Annotated in this window: 12 protein-coding genes and 1 pseudogene; 11 read left to right on the top strand and 2 right to left on the bottom strand. The window is 55.6% G+C overall.

The window, feature by feature from the left end:
- The 4 genes and pseudogenes from RSSM_RS12895 to RSSM_RS12885 all read left to right on the top strand — a co-directional run.
- Positions 1-621 (top strand): DUF1559 family PulG-like putative transporter (locus RSSM_RS12895; RefSeq protein ID WP_044302445.1); only part of this gene is annotated, 621 nt, incomplete at its 5' end.
- A gap of 118 nt (positions 622-739) precedes the next feature.
- Positions 740-919, top strand: coding sequence for a hypothetical protein (locus RSSM_RS12890; RefSeq protein ID WP_044302444.1), 180 nt, complete (start codon positions 740-742; stop codon positions 917-919).
- Between the two features lie 167 nt (positions 920-1,086).
- A pseudogene (locus tag RSSM_RS35440) lies at positions 1,087-1,763 on the top strand (3-keto-disaccharide hydrolase); the annotation flags it as partial.
- Positions 1,764-1,949: 186 nt separating this feature from the next.
- Complete coding sequence (locus tag RSSM_RS12885) at positions 1,950-3,566, top strand: alpha-L-rhamnosidase-related protein (protein WP_390174055.1); 1,617 nt, start codon at positions 1,950-1,952, stop codon at positions 3,564-3,566.
- A 60-nt stretch (positions 3,567-3,626) separates the two neighbouring features.
- Here RSSM_RS12885 and RSSM_RS12880 read toward each other — a convergent pair whose 3' ends face one another.
- Positions 3,627-4,427: an MBL fold metallo-hydrolase gene (locus RSSM_RS12880; protein ID WP_008679145.1), complete on the bottom strand. Its 801-nt coding sequence runs from the start codon at positions 4,425-4,427 to the stop codon at positions 3,627-3,629.
- Between the two features lie 264 nt (positions 4,428-4,691).
- The gene (locus tag RSSM_RS12875; protein ID WP_236621118.1) at positions 4,692-6,605 is read right to left on the bottom strand and encodes a BBP7 family outer membrane beta-barrel protein; all 1,914 of its coding nucleotides are present in this window, start codon (positions 6,603-6,605) and stop codon (positions 4,692-4,694) included.
- A gap of 470 nt (positions 6,606-7,075) precedes the next feature.
- Here RSSM_RS12875 and RSSM_RS12870 point away from each other — a divergent pair, with 470 nt between their 5' ends.
- From RSSM_RS12870 to RSSM_RS12840, 7 genes are all read left to right on the top strand, one after another.
- The gene (locus tag RSSM_RS12870; protein WP_008679139.1) at positions 7,076-9,268 is read left to right on the top strand and encodes a carboxy terminal-processing peptidase; all 2,193 of its coding nucleotides are present in this window, start codon (positions 7,076-7,078) and stop codon (positions 9,266-9,268) included.
- A 23-nt stretch (positions 9,269-9,291) separates the two neighbouring features.
- Positions 9,292-10,371 (top strand): alpha/beta hydrolase, encoded by a 1,080-nt coding sequence (locus RSSM_RS12865; RefSeq protein ID WP_236621117.1) that lies wholly within the window; start codon positions 9,292-9,294, stop codon positions 10,369-10,371.
- 648 nt (positions 10,372-11,019) lie between these two features.
- Complete coding sequence (locus RSSM_RS12860) at positions 11,020-12,303, top strand: DUF1559 family PulG-like putative transporter (protein ID WP_044302443.1); 1,284 nt, start codon at positions 11,020-11,022, stop codon at positions 12,301-12,303.
- A 116-nt stretch (positions 12,304-12,419) separates the two neighbouring features.
- On the top strand, positions 12,420-13,613 hold the full coding sequence (locus RSSM_RS12855; RefSeq protein WP_008679132.1) for a DUF1573 domain-containing protein: 1,194 nt from the start codon (positions 12,420-12,422) through the stop codon (positions 13,611-13,613).
- A gap of 7 nt (positions 13,614-13,620) precedes the next feature.
- Positions 13,621-14,403, top strand: coding sequence for a class I SAM-dependent methyltransferase (locus RSSM_RS12850; protein WP_008679130.1), 783 nt, complete (start codon positions 13,621-13,623; stop codon positions 14,401-14,403).
- Positions 14,396-15,160, top strand: coding sequence for a glycosyltransferase (locus RSSM_RS12845; protein ID WP_008679128.1), 765 nt, complete (start codon positions 14,396-14,398; stop codon positions 15,158-15,160). The genes RSSM_RS12850 and RSSM_RS12845 overlap by 8 nt, the downstream gene beginning before the upstream one ends.
- A complete protein-coding gene (locus RSSM_RS12840; protein ID WP_008679126.1) occupies positions 15,157-17,094 on the top strand; it encodes a tetratricopeptide repeat protein in 1,938 nt (645 codons plus the stop codon). Before RSSM_RS12845 ends, RSSM_RS12840 begins: the two co-directional genes overlap by 4 nt.
- The last annotated feature ends 38 nt before the right edge of the window (positions 17,095-17,132 follow it).

Raw genomic sequence — 17,132 nt, 5'->3', positions numbered from 1 at the left:
GACCAGCAAGCCGAGCGGTCGCGAATTTGCCACCGCGGAATGTTCATCATGAACAACAAGATGAGATTCCGGGATACTCTCGATGGGCTTTCGAATACGATCATGTGCGGAGAGCTCGCTACGGACCTCGGCGACTCGGATAACCGTACGTCGATGCCGCAGAACGACTCGATTAATGACAAGGCTGGACATGGTCGCAAAGAATGCCGTCTCAATCCTAGGTACATGGATCAATTCCATGACCCAGAGCGGCCACAATTTTGGCAAGCCGGTGCGAACGTCAGCACGCTGCTAGGCCGTGGTTATCGTTGGCACGACGCGATGCACTTCTTCACACAGGTTCACACGATTCTGCCACCTAACTCCGGCATTTGCACAGGTGGCAGAACCAGCAATGATTCGATGGTCACGGTATCTAGCCGTCACCAAGGCGGTGCTCACGTGTTGATGGGCGACGGTGCCGTCAAATTCGTAACTGATTCGATCGAAGCCGGTAACAGCAACGACCGAATGGTATCCTACCACACGAGCACGCCTGCCCCCGGTTCGCAGAGTCCGTACGGATTGTGGGGATCACTCGGAACACGCGCCAACAAAGAAGTGATTAGCGAAGAATTCTAAACGAGGATTACTGACCATCCCGACTCAAACAACCTCCCGGCCACCGATACGATGGCCGGGAGCGAGTCACCCCACAATCCCAAAACTAACACGAGCCCAAAACGGAAAAGGAGACTACATGTTATCGAGAACGGTGCTCTGCACCTTAGTGTTCAGCGTCGCCATCGGATGCTCTTCATCGGAACCGACATCCGTCGCCGACGGCCTCAGCCAAGAACAGATCGACGACTACAACGCGTTGGTGGAAGAAGAAGCGAGACGTGCCGCTGATGCAGGAGATATCGGAAAAGGCGAATAGCCCACCCCCACCCATCCGACGAACATCAGGCTGTTGTGATTTCCACGTCAGCCTTTTTTCGTATCGAACTTTCCTTCCTCGCCATCTGCGTAAACAGCCGCGACTCAATCCAATCACCGCGAAAGCCGCTGTTAGGTTTCAACACAATACCTTTCTGAGTCTTCACCATGAGCCTTAAACGATTTGCTTTTCTATCCGCCTGCTTTCTCACCGGCAGCGTTTGCCCCGCACACGAACCCGACATCGCGTCAATCCAAACTCCCAACATTCAACGCGTCGAGACCAATGGCTTCGAGGCGATGGCGAGTCGCGGGTACACCCCGCTGTTTAACGGCGACGATCTTTCAGGTTGGTGGAACCCGTATCCGCACGGAGAAGCAAAAGTTGTCGATGGTGAAATTCACCTCACCGCCGATAAAAAGTTCTTCCTCGTTACCGAAAAAAATACTCCAACTTTCGGGTCAGCGTCGAAATCCATCTTCCGGAAGGCCCAGCCAATTCGGGAGTGATGTTTCGATGCCACGTTGATCACGACGCTCAGAAAAAGGTCTTTGGATATCAAGCCGAATGCGATGGCTCGGAACGACGGTGGTCGGGCGGATTATTTGACGAAGCGCGTCGTGGTTGGATCTGGCCGAGCACCCAAGGACGTTCGCGAGAACAATTCCTTCGACATGAAGAGCAATCCAAGGCGGCATTCGCGGAACCACGCATCGCCAACGCCCTCAATCGCAACGGATGGAATCAATTCGTCGTCACTTGCGTCGATGATGTGATCACGATCGAAGTCAACGGCATTCAAACCGTACGCTTTCGCGACCCAACCGACTCTCGAGGGTACATCGCGATCCAACACCATGGCGAGAAAGGCCAAACCTACCGTTTCCGCAACCTGTTCATCAAAGAATTGCCGATTGTTCCCGCGGAAGACCACGCGACGATCACCGTTCAAGAGCCCGTTTCGATTCAGCGAATCAACGACAAGGTGACACTTATCGATTTTGGGAAGGTCGCCTTTGGTAATATCACCATGCCCGTCCCCAGTGGCCGCGGAACCGCCAATGTGCATTTCGGTGAAAAAATGCTCGATGGTCGAATCGACAGAAACCCTCCGGGCACGGTGCGATATGGAATGACCCAGGTTCGTCGCGGTCAACAACTCGGAACCGCCATCGTGCCCACCCCGGTGGACGCGCGCAACATCGTCCAGTCCGGCGTGATTTACGCCAACCCTCCAGCCGTCCTCACGCCGCGATCGTGGAAATCGGTGATGCCGTTCCGGTGGGTGGAAATTGAGAATCTCGATGCCGACTATCCGTTCGAATGGATTCGCCGCCGCGCCGCCTACTCATCCACGTGGAATGATGACGCGAGTGATTTCGAATGCTCTGACGAAACACTCAACCGGATCTGGGAACTTTGCAAATACAGCATCAAAGCAACCTCGTTTGCGGGCGTTTATGTTGACGGTGACCGCGAGCGTATCCCGTATGAGGCAGACGCTTATCTGAACCAAATCAGCCACTACACCACCGACGACAACGTGATGATGGCAGCTCGAACGTTCGACTGGCTGATGGAAAACGGAACTTGGCCGACCGAGTGGGCTCCTCACATGGTCTTCATGGCGTACGCGGAGTGGATGTACTCCGGTGACGATGAATGGTTGGCTCATCGCTACGAATCATTGAAATCAAAAACGCTGCTTCACCGCAGTGCCGATGACGGTCTCGTGCGTAGCGCGGAGATGGACCGCAATCGCCACGACATTGTGGACTGGCCAAAGAAAGAACGCGATGGTTTCGTGTTTACCGAAATCAACACGGTCGTCAACGCATTTCACATCGCAGCACTGCAGCGTATGGCCACCATGGCAGATGCAATCGGAAAGGACGACGACGCCGCAAAATTCAACGCGCGCATTGAATTGGCGACATCATCCTTTCACGAAAAACTATTTAACCAATCCACCGGACTCTACCGGGATGGAATCGGAACCGATCACAGCAGCATCCATGCAAACTTCTTCCCTTTGGCGTTCGGTTTGATTCCTGAAGAGAATATTGCCGGAGTGGTCGATTGGTTAGACGACCAGGACATGCGTTGCAGCGTTTACGCGGCGCAGTACTTCATGGAAAGTTTATTCAATCACGGCGGCGAACAGAAAGCCATCGCGTTGATGACCGCCGACGGCGATCGCAGTTGGAAACACATGGTCGACAGCGGGACGACGATCACGTGGGAAGCCTGGGACATGAAGTACAAACCCAATCAAGACTGGAACCATGCCTGGGGCGCTGCTCCCGCAAATCTATTGCCACGATTCGTGTTGGGCGTGGAAGCGTCATCGCCAGGTTGGAAAACGGCAAACATCCGGCCATGCCCCGGCGATTTGACCTATGCCCGCGGAAAAGTACCAACCCCCAAAGGTCCGATTTCCATTGAATGGGAAAGCCAGCCTTCATTTACTTTGTCGCTGACGCTGCCCGATGATCTCGAGGCAACTCTCGAACTGCCCGCGACCGATGGCGACGCGGAGGTAACCGTCAACGGACAAAGTGTCGACGCCAACAAAGTCGACTCGCGTTGGATCCTCAACGCTCCGGTGAAGGGTCACGTGATCGTCAAGGTGAATTCGCTTCCGTAGCATTCGCTCCGCAAGCCGAGCGGATGAATTCGAAAGCCTCCGTCAGAATTTGCGAGCCGTCTAAGACGGCAGTTGCAACCCGTCGGGGAGAATCCCCTTCGCGACCTCATCGTCCCACTGATCCATCAGCGGCCAATCTTCCGCGAGTGTTCCGAAGTCGGCCATGTGCAGATAGCCTTCCACTCGCTTGATTACTTTGTCGAGCATTTCGTTGTCTTTGGCAAAGATCGGCCCATGGCTCGGGGCCAACCACTTCACGTCGCTGTCGCGGATCCGGGTCAACGATTTGATGAACGCCTTGATGTCGCTGCCGTGGTGGGCGTCGATCGCACCGATGCACCCGTCCCGATAGACGTTATCGCCTGACAACAAGACATCACCGAGTCGAAACGCCAACTGACTGTCGGTGTGCCCCGGCGTGTGCCAGACCTCCAGTTCCAAATTCCCGACCGGGATGATGTCCCCGTCGTCGACTTGGTTTTCAATCTCGACCGGTGGCATCGCGAGCCGCAGGTCTTGAGCCTCAATCAACGCCAGCGTCTTGAGCGTGTCGCCGGTTTGCAGCGGCTCGACCGCATTGGGATGCGCGGTGACGGTGGTTTTCAACGCCTGCTTGGCTTTTGCCAAACCCTGGATGTGATCCACGTCCGCGTGAGTCGCGATCAGCGCCTTGCACCGCGAAAGCGGAAAATCGAGATCTCGAATGACTTGAATGTAGTCGTCGACGGTTTCCTCGTACCCGATGTCGACCAGAACCCATTCGTCCTGGTCATAGATCAAGTAGAGATTGCACCCGAGAACTTCACCGGCCTGAAAGTTCAGTTCGATGATACCGGGAAAAAGGGGTTTGCGAGGAATCATATAGAAAAGACTACTGAGTGGGACGAGAATCGATTGAGCGTCGGTAGTGTAGATCGTTTGTCTACTTTTTGTAGCCGTGTGGGCCGTCCGAAACGGATCAACTCACACGGCCCGCCCAACGCATCCCAATCGCGGAGACGAAAACAACCGCGATTTCTCTATCCCGAACGTGTCGGATCCCACCGACGTGCGGCGTGCCAACACGTTTTGCCACGTGCGAGGCTAGCACTGCCAGCGGACCTGACACTGCCAGCCGGTTTGGCACTACCAGATGTATTCCGCACCGATCGTGAAACCTTGCAGGACGACCGAGTCAAAGCTAACCGACGGGGCGGTTGTGACTTCGTTGCCAGCCGACACCGTGGTCAAGGCGTCCTGTACGTAGGAGGCCGAAGGAACGGTGTTGAGGATGTCGTCCATCGCGATCAAGTGGTGAGCCACTCGCATCGACCAGGAGTGCGAGAATCGATACACGATTTTCGTTTCGACTTCCGCCATGAAGGTTTCCAACCGGTCACGGTCGCTGACGCTGACGACTCCTGCCGTCGCACCGGGACCAGCCGAGTTGGCGTTGATGTAGGTCGAACGCTCCCAGTCGTTTTGCCCCCATCCGCCTTTCATGCCGAATCCGAGTTGCACGCCGGGCACCATGTTCCACCAGAGGTCGTAGCCGATCTGGCCGACGAACAGGTTGTTCTTGGTGTTGGTCGCCGAGTTGTAGAAGCGAAGCTCATCGTTACCTACCCCACCTTCGGTACCGGCAATCACGTTGCCCGCTCCGTCGGTCAGCGTTCCGACCGCGTCGAATCCGAATCCGTTGTCCAGTCGCAGATAGCGAAGCCCCACCAACCAAGATCCTTGGAAGCGGCAGCCAGGCCCAACCGTACGACGGCGATAGTTCAGTTCGCCACTGTGGAAGACCGAGTCAACCGAAACCGAATGAGTCAACGAACGATCGGGGTCGTCAAAACCGCCGGCCGGTGTCACGCCGAAGTCCGAGATGTAGGAATAAAGGTCAGGGGCAACCGTATTGGATGCCGACGCCTGCACATTGTTGTCCCATTCATGTCCCCCGACATAAACCATTTCCAAGTTTCCACCGACTCCCATAATCATTGCTGCCGACACTCGCACACCCGCTTCGAGGTCGTCCGCTTTGGCATCGCCGAGGCTGATCACTGGTGTACCGTCCACGCCGAGCGTGCTGATCACCATGTTGCCTTGGCTGAAGTTATGCCCCAAGAACATCGCTTCGACAGACAGGTCGTACCACCGTTGGGCACACTTGCCCGCTTCGCTGTACGGTTGAATCGCGTCACAGAAAGCCGCGAGGTTTCCGCCGATCGTTCCCACCAGCAAGCCAAAGTCGCCTTGCATGCACTTGCCGCTGCACCAATCGCCGAGCATTCCGCCCTTGCCAAGGCAACCGCTCTTGTAGAGGCGTGAGTTGCACACCCCACAACCGTTGCCGTTGCACGAACTGCAGCTCCCCATCAGGGCAGGCAAGATACCGTCAAACCCGCCACCGGATCCGCATCCGCAGCCGGACTCGCAGTATCCCGCGTCGCAGCCCATGCCATCACAAGACGAGCAACCGCAATCGTATCCGTACGAACCGCCACCGTAGACCGGGTAACCGGCTGTTTGCTGATAGCTGATCGGCATGACCTGACCGTAAGGGCTTTGCATGGCCGCTTGATAGGCGGCCGGTCCGATCGGAGCAGGTAAACCAGTGGTGACAGGCATTCCAGGAATCGGTCCCGATGGGAACGAGGCTGGAATTTTCTGAGCCATCGGCGTGTTGCCCATCATCGGACCACCCACACCAGGCGTCATCGCCTGAGGGCCCGTCGGCGGCATCCCCATTCCTGGCATCCCCATTGCGGGGCCGCCCATCATGGGACCGCTGACCGCGGGTTGGCTGGCGTAGTTGATTCCGCCCGTTGCACTTGCACGAGCTGCCGTTGCCCACGCCGAGGGGTTCGCCCCAGGCGGAAGCATGAATCCGCTGGCAGCGTAATCAATGTCGTCTTCCGCCGTCGGCGGTGCCGCTGACAGGATCGTTGGCGAGCCGACGACAACTAGCATCGCAGCAACGTAGCCGGCTGCGACAATCGACCGGAAAACGGCCGCCGAGTTTTTCGTCGGTATCGAGGTGTGTTTTGAGCGAGTGTTCATCCCTGATTCCTGAATCAATGCCTGCCTGAGTACGGGACCAATCGTTGCGATCCGCTGGCGGTTCGGGGACACGGTTGAAAAACTCAAGCGCCGGCGAACCAGCAGCCCGCCATGCTCCCGAGCGATTTCCACCGCATCTCTCGAAATGAAGTCTCTACCGATACCGGCAGAACCACTTCACGCAGAGTTATCGGCAAAACTTACCGCGAACATTCGGTAAATCCCGAACAATCGGTCCAACAGGCCCCGGATAATTGCATTCTTCGACACAATCCGAACCCGATTCGCCGCAACGCGTACAATGAAATGCCCCGGAAATCGCGGTTGCCTGACTTTCCGCCCTTTCCTACTATCCCTTAATGGACCTTCAGAAATTCTTACCCGCTCGCATTCAATTTCCCGCTGGGAAGCTTCCCGCGGCGTGAATCGCCTGCAAAACGGGTCGGCCACTTCACCAACGCAGATACTCTATGTCGCATCGCCTTCGTACCTACGCTCCTCAGTTCGCCGTCGCGACTTTGGGCTTTTTGGTGGCACTTTCGAGCGGAACGCCGCTCTGCCAAGCTCAAGACGCAACGATTCTTCGCGAAGCCATTCCGCCCGGGCAACAGCCCGTCGAACTGATCCCGAGTGAAGGTGCTCGACAAGCCACGGCGCCGCAGACACCCCAACGTAAACCGGCACGTCCGACTCAACTGCCCAAGCCCGCGCCGCAAGACGGCGTCGTCTCCCGCCTGATCGCCCGTTTGATGCCGAGTGAGCACGTCTCCGGTAAAGAACTCAACGACGAATCGAGCGCCCGAGCACTCGACCTGTACATCGAATCATTCGATCCGCTGAAACTGTACTTCTTACAGAGCGACATTGACCAATTCAAACGATACTCCACCGTCGTGGATGATCACGTTCGCGCAGGCAACCTCGACCTCGCTTACTACATCTTTGGCCGCTTTACTCAGCGAGTTGATGAACGCGTTGAGACGATCCGTCAACTGCTGCAAACTGACTTCGACTTCAGCGTCGACGAACAAGTCGTCATTGACCGCGACGCAGCTCAGTACGCACAGAACGTCGACGAGGCAACCGATCGCTGGCGTCGCCAATTGAAACTGTCCTTGCTCGACCTCAAAGATTCCGATGAACCGATCGTGGGTCAAAAAGCACGCGACCAATTGATGCGTCGCTACGACCGCTACGCCAACCGCTGGAAAACCACCAGCAGTGATGACATCTTGGAGATCTTCCTCACTGCGGTCACCAACAGCTACGACCCTCACTCGACCTACATGTCGCCGGCAACGCTGGAAGATTTCACGATCAGCATGAGCCTGAATCTCGACGGGATCGGGGCGTCTCTCGGCGAAAAAGACGGAACCACTCAGGTCAAAGCCATCATTCCCGGCGGTGCCGCCGACCTCCATGGCAAACTCAAACCGGACGACGCAATCGTTTCGGTCGGCCAAGGTGAAGAAGGTGAGATGGTCGACATCGTCGAGATGCCTCTCAAGGATGTCGTCAAACTCATTCGTGGAAAAGCCGGCACGACCGTACGGTTGGGTGTTCGCCCCGGCGGAACCGGAAACATGGAGGTCTACAAGATCGTCCGTGCTCGCGTCGAACTGGAAGATTCCGCCGCACGTGGCGAGATCATCGAGCACCAATTACCCAGCCAAAACTCCACAATGAAGATCGGCTATATCAACCTGCCGAGTTTCTACATGGACATGGAAGGCGCCAAACGCAACGACGCCGATTTCCGCAGCAGCACCCGTGACGTTGCCAAGATCCTCGAAAACTTCAAACGCCAAAACGTCGGCGGTGTGGTGCTCGACCTCAGCCGAAACGGTGGCGGTTCGCTGACCGAAGCGATCAGCCTGACCGGCCTGTTCATCGACCAAGGCCCTGTCGTTCAAGTCAAAGACGCCAACGGATCGGTACAAAAGTACGATGACGATAACCGTGGAACCGTCTGGGACGGCCCACTCGTCGTTCTCACCAGCAAACTCAGCGCGAGTGCGAGCGAGATTTTTGCCGGAGCGATCAAAGATTACCGACGTGGAATCGTCGTCGGCGATCCGCAAACCCATGGTAAAGGCACCGTCCAAACGCTCATGGATATCGGCCAATCGTTGTTCCGTATCAAACGTGCCAACTACGGCGCGTTGAAGGTCACCCTGCAGCAGTTCTACCTGCCCGACGGCGAAAGCACACAGCTCAAAGGCGTCGCGGCGGATATCATCCTGCCGAGCGTGATCAGCAAGATGCCGGTCGCAGAAGGCGATCTCGAATACGCCCTCGAACACGACCGCGTGAATCCTGCCCGTCACAACCTGTACAGCATGGTCCCCATGGATCTGATCAACAGCCTCCGTGTGAACTCGCAACAACGTATCACGCAGGACAAAGAGTTCACCGAACTGCTGCGTCGAATCGAACTCTACGTTCAGCAGAAAGACCAAAAGAGCATCTCGATCAACGAAGAGAAGTTCATGCAACGTCGTGCTGAGATGAAGGCACAGAAGGACGAGGAAGAAGAAGAACTCGAAGCTCAACTCAACAGCGACGAAATCTTCCGAGACACGTACTACAACCAAGAAGTCATGAATATTGCTCATCAATACATCGATGGATTGAGAGCTCAAAACCTGGCACGTGCAAATTGATCAACCCTCGATCAATCCTCTTATTGATCTCCGCCTGCTCGGTGTCCCTTTCCGCACAACTCGTTGCGGAAGAACCACCGACAGCGGAGATCAAAACGTTTTGGGACATCCGGTATAGCCCGTCTCCTGAACTCCAGGAAGGCAAATCAGGGCTCGCCGATCTCTACGTCCCAATCCTCGCCGACGACGTCGTCGGGCGCGGTGACAATGCCGACGATCATGAATCCGACACGGCATCTGTTTCCACAAGCGCGAGTGCTCCACCGGAAGACTCGTTACCGACAGACGAATCGACGGATCAACCAGCAAATGAGCCTGCTGATGACCGACAGGAACCCGCTGCTGGCGCGGCGAACTGCCCGATATCGGTCACTGGCAAACTTCGTCCCGCCGTGGTTCTGGTCCACGGGGGCGGATGGCTCGTAGGCGATAAATGGTCACTCGGTAGCTACAGCCGGCAACTCTCGGAGCTAGGCATTTGCGTGCTGAACATCAATTATCGCCTGGCCCCTTATTCAAAATTCCCGGCGCCGGTCGATGACGTTCGAGAAGCATTGCTCTACCTCGTCGATCATGCCGAGCAACTGAGCATCGACCGCGAACGGATCGGGCTATTCGGATACTCTGCCGGCGGGCATCTTTCTGCCTTGGTCGGCGTCATGTGCGACGAACCCGGCGAAGTGCAGGCAACGTCGAGCGAATGGGAAATCGACGATCCGCGATGGAAACGTCTTCCCAAAGTCGCGGCAGTCTGCGCGGGCGGTCCTCCCTGTGACCTGCGCGAAGTCCCGATCGATAGCGAAGCGTTGTCATTCTTCCTGCGTGGGTCGCGACGAAAATACCCGGACGCTTACGTCGCCGCATCGCCCACCGCTCATGCGTCGCCCGGCGATCCGCCGACCCAGTTGATTCATGGCGAAAAGGACATGATCGTTCCGATCGAAAGCAGCCAGCAGTTTGCCGACGCACTCAAAGACGCAGGCGCCTCGGTCGCACTGACCGTGGTCGAGAACCAAGGGCACTTCATGACCTTCATGCATCCGAGCACCCAAACTCAGGTGCGGGCCTTCTTCGTTGAGCAGTTTCTCAAGCTAGCTCCTTAGACGGCCAGGAAGACGATGAATCTGGTATGCGAGCGCGGGACTGCGACGCTCAAAATTAACAGAAACTGAACGTCCATCGGCTTCACCCCCTCTTCTAGGCCACCCTCGGGCGTGTACATCCACGTGTTTTTGAAGGTATGCCACACCGGATGTGTAGGTTGTGTGAAAGGTTCATGAATGCATCCCGTTAGCACTTCCGCCTCTTGGATGCTTCGCTAGAACACGCTCACCGAAGAGGCGAGCTCGCCAAAAAAACCCGTTTTTTCCGGGACGGTTTCATTTTTCGCAGTGAAAAAATGCACCACGTTTTCGTTGGCTGAATTGCTGCTTCGGATGTCAGCATCCACGACCACAAAACCAGCAAAGGAGCACCTACCCCCTGTTTAGCATCTTTGATGCCAAGAAAAGTCAGACGCCGGGTAGCAGACCGGTAGATCTCTGGCACGTCGGCTTGAGCGAATTTGATTCACTCGGGTCTTTAAAGAAACCAAGAAGAAAGGAGCCGTGACACGCCGCATCTCAAACTCCGCTGCAACGAAGATTGGGAATCAACGCGACATGCCACGAAGCTCACGAACATCACTAAATCTTAACAAGCAAACGGGTCTCTTGCTGAGCCCCGGAAAAATTTTCTGAAGGATTACCACAATGCAAACGCGTATGCGTAAACAGGGTTTCACCCTGATTGAACTATTGGTCGTGATCGCGATCATCGCATTGCTCGCCGCTCTCTTGCTGCCAGCAATCACCAAGGCTCGTGAAGCCGCTCGTCAAGCACAGTGCCAAGCCAACCTTAAGAACATCGGTGTCGGCCTCTTCAAATACAGCGGCCGCACTCCAAACGGAGCTTACAGCTCGGGTGCTTCCGACTTTCGTCGCGACGGCTGCATGGACACCTACGGCTGGGTTGCTGACATCGTCAACGTTGGCGACGGCAACATGAACGAGTCGCTCGACCCTTCGAACCCACTCAAGGGCTCGGAAAAAATCAATGACTTGTACGGTGCCGACACCACCGACGCAAAGGACGGCGCTCCTTCTTCGCGTCTGCAAGCCGGCCAATGTGGCAAGTCGACTTTCAACAGCATCACCGGTAGCGGTTCTTCAGGATCGACCTTCGCAACGACCGACGAGTTAACTGAAGAACGTGCGGAATTGATCTCACGGTACTTCTTCACCAACGGATACAACACCAACTACGCTGCTAGCTGGCACATGGTCCGTGGAATGATGAAAACCGAGAACGGCGCGGCAGGTCTTTTGACCTCGCAATTTGGCGGTTTCAAAGGTCTCGGCGGAACAACCGGCCCACTCAGCGCCAACGTGATGGATCGTAGCCGCGTCAGCAGCAGCAACGTCGGCATGATCGGCTGTGCAGCCCCTGGTGACATCGATGAAGCAATCTTGGCAGTATCGATCGCTCACGGCCCTGGCGTCAGCCGAACAGCATTCGCTACAGCTAACGGTGCAGACGACACGGTCACCTACATCAACGCTGGGGACCTTCTCACCGAAGCGTTCAACGATGGACCTGCATTCGTTGCCGATGCAACAGCAGCCGCTGCCGACATCGACTTGATTGGTAAGGGAGTTCCATTGAAGGCTCAATTGCTCTGCGAGCGTGGCAACCCCACCACCGCCGCATGCGATGCCCCAACCGGTACCGCAGGAAACAACCTTTACCTGCAAGACACCCGTGACTGGTTCGCCATTCACCAAGGTTCGTGCAACATCCTGATGGCGGACGGCAGCGTTAAGGTCTTCTACGACCAAAACGGCGACGGCTTCCTCAACCCAGGCTTTGCCTTGAACCCAGACGACATCCGCGTCGATGCAGTTGGTTACGCCGACGACACTTTGGAAATGGCTCGCGACGACTTCTTCGCAGGCATCTTCTTGAACGACTTGTACCTCAAAGGTTCGTTTGAATAGGCGACACGAATCTTGGTCACATTGAAATGGCCAATGTTCTGTGAATTGTCCTCCGTGGCCCTCCTTGGGCTGCGGAGGATTTCTGATTAAACCACGCCGTGCGATCATAAGCGATCATGAAATCTCACTTTGTCAAATTCATCGCCCTTCCTATCTCGGCGATCCTGCTTATCACCGTTGCCGGGGCATTCTCGCTGACAGTGCAGTACAAACCATACGGGGTTCCTGACCACCGCCGGGAAGAATACGACGAAAAACTGTCACTCATCGCACAACAGCAAAAAGCACTCAGTGGAGAGATCCCCACCGAAGAGCTCCCGATCGCAGTCGTGGAAGAATCCACCTATGATTTTGGGATGATTGACCCGCACACGACGACGAGCCATTCATTCAACGTTCGCAACGACGGCCAGGGTCCACTCAGCCTCAAAGTCGCGGGAACCAGTTGCAAATGCACCGTCGGCAAGCTCGAGCATGAACTGCTAATGCCTGGCGCGACCACGACCGTCACGATGGAATGGAATACCGGATACCAAGCGGACGAATACGAGCAGACCGCGACGATCGTGACCAACGATCCGCTCCACAAAGAAATCAAGTTGTCTGTCAAAGGAGTCGTTCGCGCAGAATTGATCGCACCAAAATCAGTCGAACTGATCGCTCAACAACTCGGCGAAATGGCTACTGGCGAAATCATCCTATTCAGTCAACTGTGGGACGACTTTACCATCATGAGTATCACGACGGATGAAGACGACACGACGTTGAACTGGGAAACGTCTCCGATCGATAACGATGATGTGGAGCTGGCCGACAAAGAATCGAAGTCGGCTGTTCGGGTTACGTTGGCGATGCCACGCCATCGCCCTGGAAAATTCCAAGGCAACTTCACGGTAACGATTCGCCCCGGTGACGGATCCGCTGACATCGCACGAGAGATTTCGTACGGCGGAAAAGTCCGCCCGCCCATCTCGTTCATCAGCCCGCTTTTACACCGACACGACGGGTTGCATATCGGCACGCTCACCGCAGGCGAAGAATCGACCTGGCATCTATACGCTCGCGTTCGCGGTGGCGAGGGTCGGCAAATCGAAGTTCTCGATGTGGAACCGAAAGAACTCAAGGCGGAGATCCAACCGACATCACGTGAGGGCGATTATCGGTTGACGCTGAAGATCGAGAAAGATTGCCCGATGACGATCTTCAACCTGGATCACCAACGTGGCTACGTGCAGGTGGGTGATCCCGAGGACAAACAGTTCTCCAACTGGTTCCCCGTTGTGGGCGCCGTCGTCGAAATAACCGACTGAACGCACCGTGGATCTCACCTCCTTCATCGAACATGCGCGTTGCGAGCAATCTCACTGGTGGTTCACCGCGCGTCGTTTGATTGTCCGTTCTTTAGTCGATGAGATTATCGCTGAATCACGACATCGTGGCCGCATCCTCGAGGTAGGCTGTGGAACCGGTGCAACGGTCGCCAGCCTCGGAGAGCATTACGACTGCGTCGGAGCCGAGATATCACCAGACGCCTTGTCGATCGCTCGCCAAAACTATCCAAACGCTCGTTTCATCGAATATGGCAACGTTGAGGAGCTGGCCAGCGAACTTGCCGCCGCCGACATCGTATTGCTGATGGATGTACTCGAACATATCGAGGATGCTCAGGCGTTTTGGAACGCAATGGTCGCTCCACTTCGTCCCGGCACACGCGTCATCGTCACCGTTCCCGCGGATCCGAAACTATGGAGCCGTCACGATGTGGCGATGTTTCATTTTCGTCGCTACACGGCCGACTCTCTTCGAGCACTTTGGAAAGATCAACCTTTCCGGACGCATCTCCTCTCGGGCATGAATTGGCGTTTGGCTCCCGTCATTCGCGGCCTACGCAAACTTCCCAATCGCAAGGGTGATCGCGACAATCGTCAAACCGATTTATCGATTCCTCCTCGCTGGATAAACACGACGCTTCACCGCTTATTTGCATCGGAAGCCACACCACTCCTGAAGATGCTGCGCGCGAACTCCATCACGCCCAACGCTCATAGCAATGGAGTCAGCCTGGTAGCGGTTTTGGAAAAGACGTCTCACGATGAATGATGTCGCAATCGTGGTACCGTGCTACAACGAAGCCGAACGGCTTGACACTGACGCTTTCGCGATGGCCGTCTCTCAACACTCCGGCCTGCACCTGATCATGGTGAACGACGGCAGTTCTGACGCGACACAAGAACGCGTCGATCAGCTTTCTCGCTGCCCCTCCAAACGCATCACATCGGTGAACTTAAGACAAAACGTTGGAAAGGGAGAGGCAGTCCGACATGGCCTTACCGTCGCGTTGGAGGATGGTCACGAAACCATCGGCTACTGGGATGCAGATTTAGCGACACCACTGTGTGTTCTTCCACGAATGAGGCAACTGCTTGATCACAACGAAGGACTCGATTGGGCGCTTGCATCACGGGTGCGTCTGCTTGGCCACGACATCGATCGCAGCCCGACACGGCACATCACCGGTCGACTGTTTGCGACGTTCGCCTCCTTGGCGATTCAACTACCGGTCTACGACACACAGTGTGGTGCAAAATTATTTCGCGCCGGTGACTGGCTGCGTCATTGCATTGATCGCCCGTTTCAAAATCGATGGGCGTTCGATGTTGAGCTGATTAGCCGCTACCTATGCTGGTGCCGGCAAAACAATCAACCTCCACGCATGCAAGAAATCCCACTGCAGCGTTGGTCCGACGTAGGCGAAAGCCATGTCAAGTTGTTTCCTGCTTGCCAAGCAGTGCTCAGCCTTGCAGGCTTGGCAATCAAACATCGGCGTGGCATGAAAAGAAACGGCATCGTCGCATGAGGAGGAAGAACCACATCAAGCCGAAGAAAGCCTCTCGCACGACAACCGAGAACTCACGCGTTTCGCGAAGCCCAACGCCTCCACGTGCGACGATAAAATGGAACCGCCGCGACAGTTGGTGGGCGTTCTCGGTCATCGTTCTCGTATTCGTGGCTCACTACCCCGCGTTATTTTCTAGCTTTGTTTTCGACGACATCTCGTTTATCGAATTATGGCTACCGCGTTTCGATTCTCTTCTCGCGATTTTCTTTCCGCCGACAGATATCCCGCTGTGGCCTAACGCCTATTATCGTCCTTTGGGAGTCCTGACGCTGAAGCTTGACCATGTTCTTCATGGCAGCCATCCGTTTGGATGGCATCTGTTTAATTTGATGCTGCATGCCGCGATCGCCATCCTGGTGTATCGTCTAACACTTGTTCTTCTAAAAGACTCTCGCCTCAACAGTCGTTCGGTTCCGAACGCCGAAGGCATCGCCTTTGTATCGTCAGCATGGTTTGCGGTTCATCCGATCCACGTCGAATCCGTCAACTGGATAGCTGGACGAAGTGACCCGCTGGCGACAGCGGCCGTACTGATAACGATTCTCGCTTTCTTGCGAATGCAACGTGGCGGCAATTGGATTTGGATCGTTGTCTCGGCAACATCGCTGCTAGCAGGACTACTGACGAAAGAAGTAGCGATCGCGGCGGTGCCGTTATGCCTGCTCTGCCACCTGGCAGTTCTGGTTCGTCGATTTGGATGGTCGGTCGTTCCATTGAAATGGTTCAAGCTAACACGATACCCCCTGTCTTCGGTCGCCGGATACGGGGTTGCCATTGGCGTCTACGCCTCTTTTCGAATCGCCAACCACACGCCGTTGGGGGTAGCGGCCCAAGGCGAGATGGCAACGATCGGAACGTTCACGCGTGTTTGCGGCTACTATGCGATCCAGCTCATCCCCGCAAAGCTCCCGATCATTTACCCGCAACTGCACACACTCCCATCCCTCGCTGCGTCGGTATTGATTCTGTGCTCGTTTGCAACGATCGCGATCTGGTTTACCAGGAGATTCGGGCGTTGGGCTGCATTCTGTTGGCTCGGAGTTTCGTGGTGCATCATCACGCTGGCGCCATCCTTGATGGTTCTTCTACGATCGCTTGATTGCAATCCAGTTTCGGATCGCTATCTCTACTTGCCCTCAGCCGGATTCTGCATCGCCGCAGTTTTCATGCTGGAGACCACTAGCCAACGATATCTCCCTGCAAAAGTGAGAATCAGCATTTCAGTCTTCTTCATAGCCGCCTCGGCGTTGTTCACGCAGTCTTACGGATGGCACTGGCGAGACAACAACAGCCTTTGGACGTACGCAACGACGCGCGATGAACAACACGCCACCGCTTGGCAGCATCGAGCCATCATTGAACTCAAACAAGACAACCTCACGTCTGCATTGGAATACATTCGGATAGCTCACACGCTCGATCCAACCAACGCAAAACGGAGTTGTAACTATTCCGAGATTGCTTGCCGCAACGAACGATATCAGGAAGCCATCGAGGCAGCGAACACGGCGATCTCTATATCTCCTGACTTGGATACAGGATACGTAAAGAAAGGTCTCGCACTGCTGGAAAGCGGCCGCCCCGATCAAGCACGCGAATTATTTCTTACGGCAGTTCGAGTCAACCCGTTGTGCTCCGACGCCTTGGCAAACTTGGCATCGCTCGAACCGGCGGGATCTTTGAAAAGGATTGAGTTGCTACAGCTATCTCTCACAGCAGACCCGCGTAACAAAATGGCACTCAACAACCTCGCAGTGGAACATCACGGCGCCGGTCGACTCCGAATCGCCATCCGATGTCTGCGGGATGCACTCACGATAGACCCGCAATTCCAATTGGCTCGTGATAATCTCGCCGCGATCGAGCGAGCGAGCTCCGAATCATCGAACTGACGATGCCGTTTGGCCAAAACAACTCAGAACCTATCTGT

This window comes from Aporhodopirellula sallentina SM41 (genome assembly GCF_000346505.1).
Lineage (GTDB): Bacteria > Planctomycetota > Planctomycetia > Pirellulales > Pirellulaceae > Rhodopirellula > Rhodopirellula sallentina.
This window is presented reverse-complemented; position numbering and strand designations above follow the sequence as displayed.

Bases quoted from the DNA above. Each gene is read 5' to 3' on its own strand.
- RSSM_RS12890 (WP_044302444.1), top strand. From the start codon at position 740: ATGTTATCGAGAACGGTGCTCTGCACCTTAGTGTTCAGCGTCGCCATC.
- RSSM_RS12885 (WP_390174055.1), top strand. From the start codon at position 1,950: ATGCCCGTCCCCAGTGGCCGCGGAACCGCCAATGTGCATTTCGGTGAA.
- RSSM_RS12880 (WP_008679145.1), bottom strand. From the start codon at position 4,427: ATGATTCCTCGCAAACCCCTTTTTCCCGGTATCATCGAACTGAACTTT.
- RSSM_RS12875 (WP_236621118.1), bottom strand. From the start codon at position 6,605: ATGAACACTCGCTCAAAACACACCTCGATACCGACGAAAAACTCGGCG.
- RSSM_RS12870 (WP_008679139.1), top strand. From the start codon at position 7,076: ATGTCGCATCGCCTTCGTACCTACGCTCCTCAGTTCGCCGTCGCGACT.
- RSSM_RS12860 (WP_044302443.1), top strand. From the start codon at position 11,020: ATGCAAACGCGTATGCGTAAACAGGGTTTCACCCTGATTGAACTATTG.
- RSSM_RS12855 (WP_008679132.1), top strand. From the start codon at position 12,420: ATGAAATCTCACTTTGTCAAATTCATCGCCCTTCCTATCTCGGCGATC.
- RSSM_RS12845 (WP_008679128.1), top strand. From the start codon at position 14,396: ATGAATGATGTCGCAATCGTGGTACCGTGCTACAACGAAGCCGAACGG.
- RSSM_RS12840 (WP_008679126.1), top strand. From the start codon at position 15,157: ATGAGGAGGAAGAACCACATCAAGCCGAAGAAAGCCTCTCGCACGACA.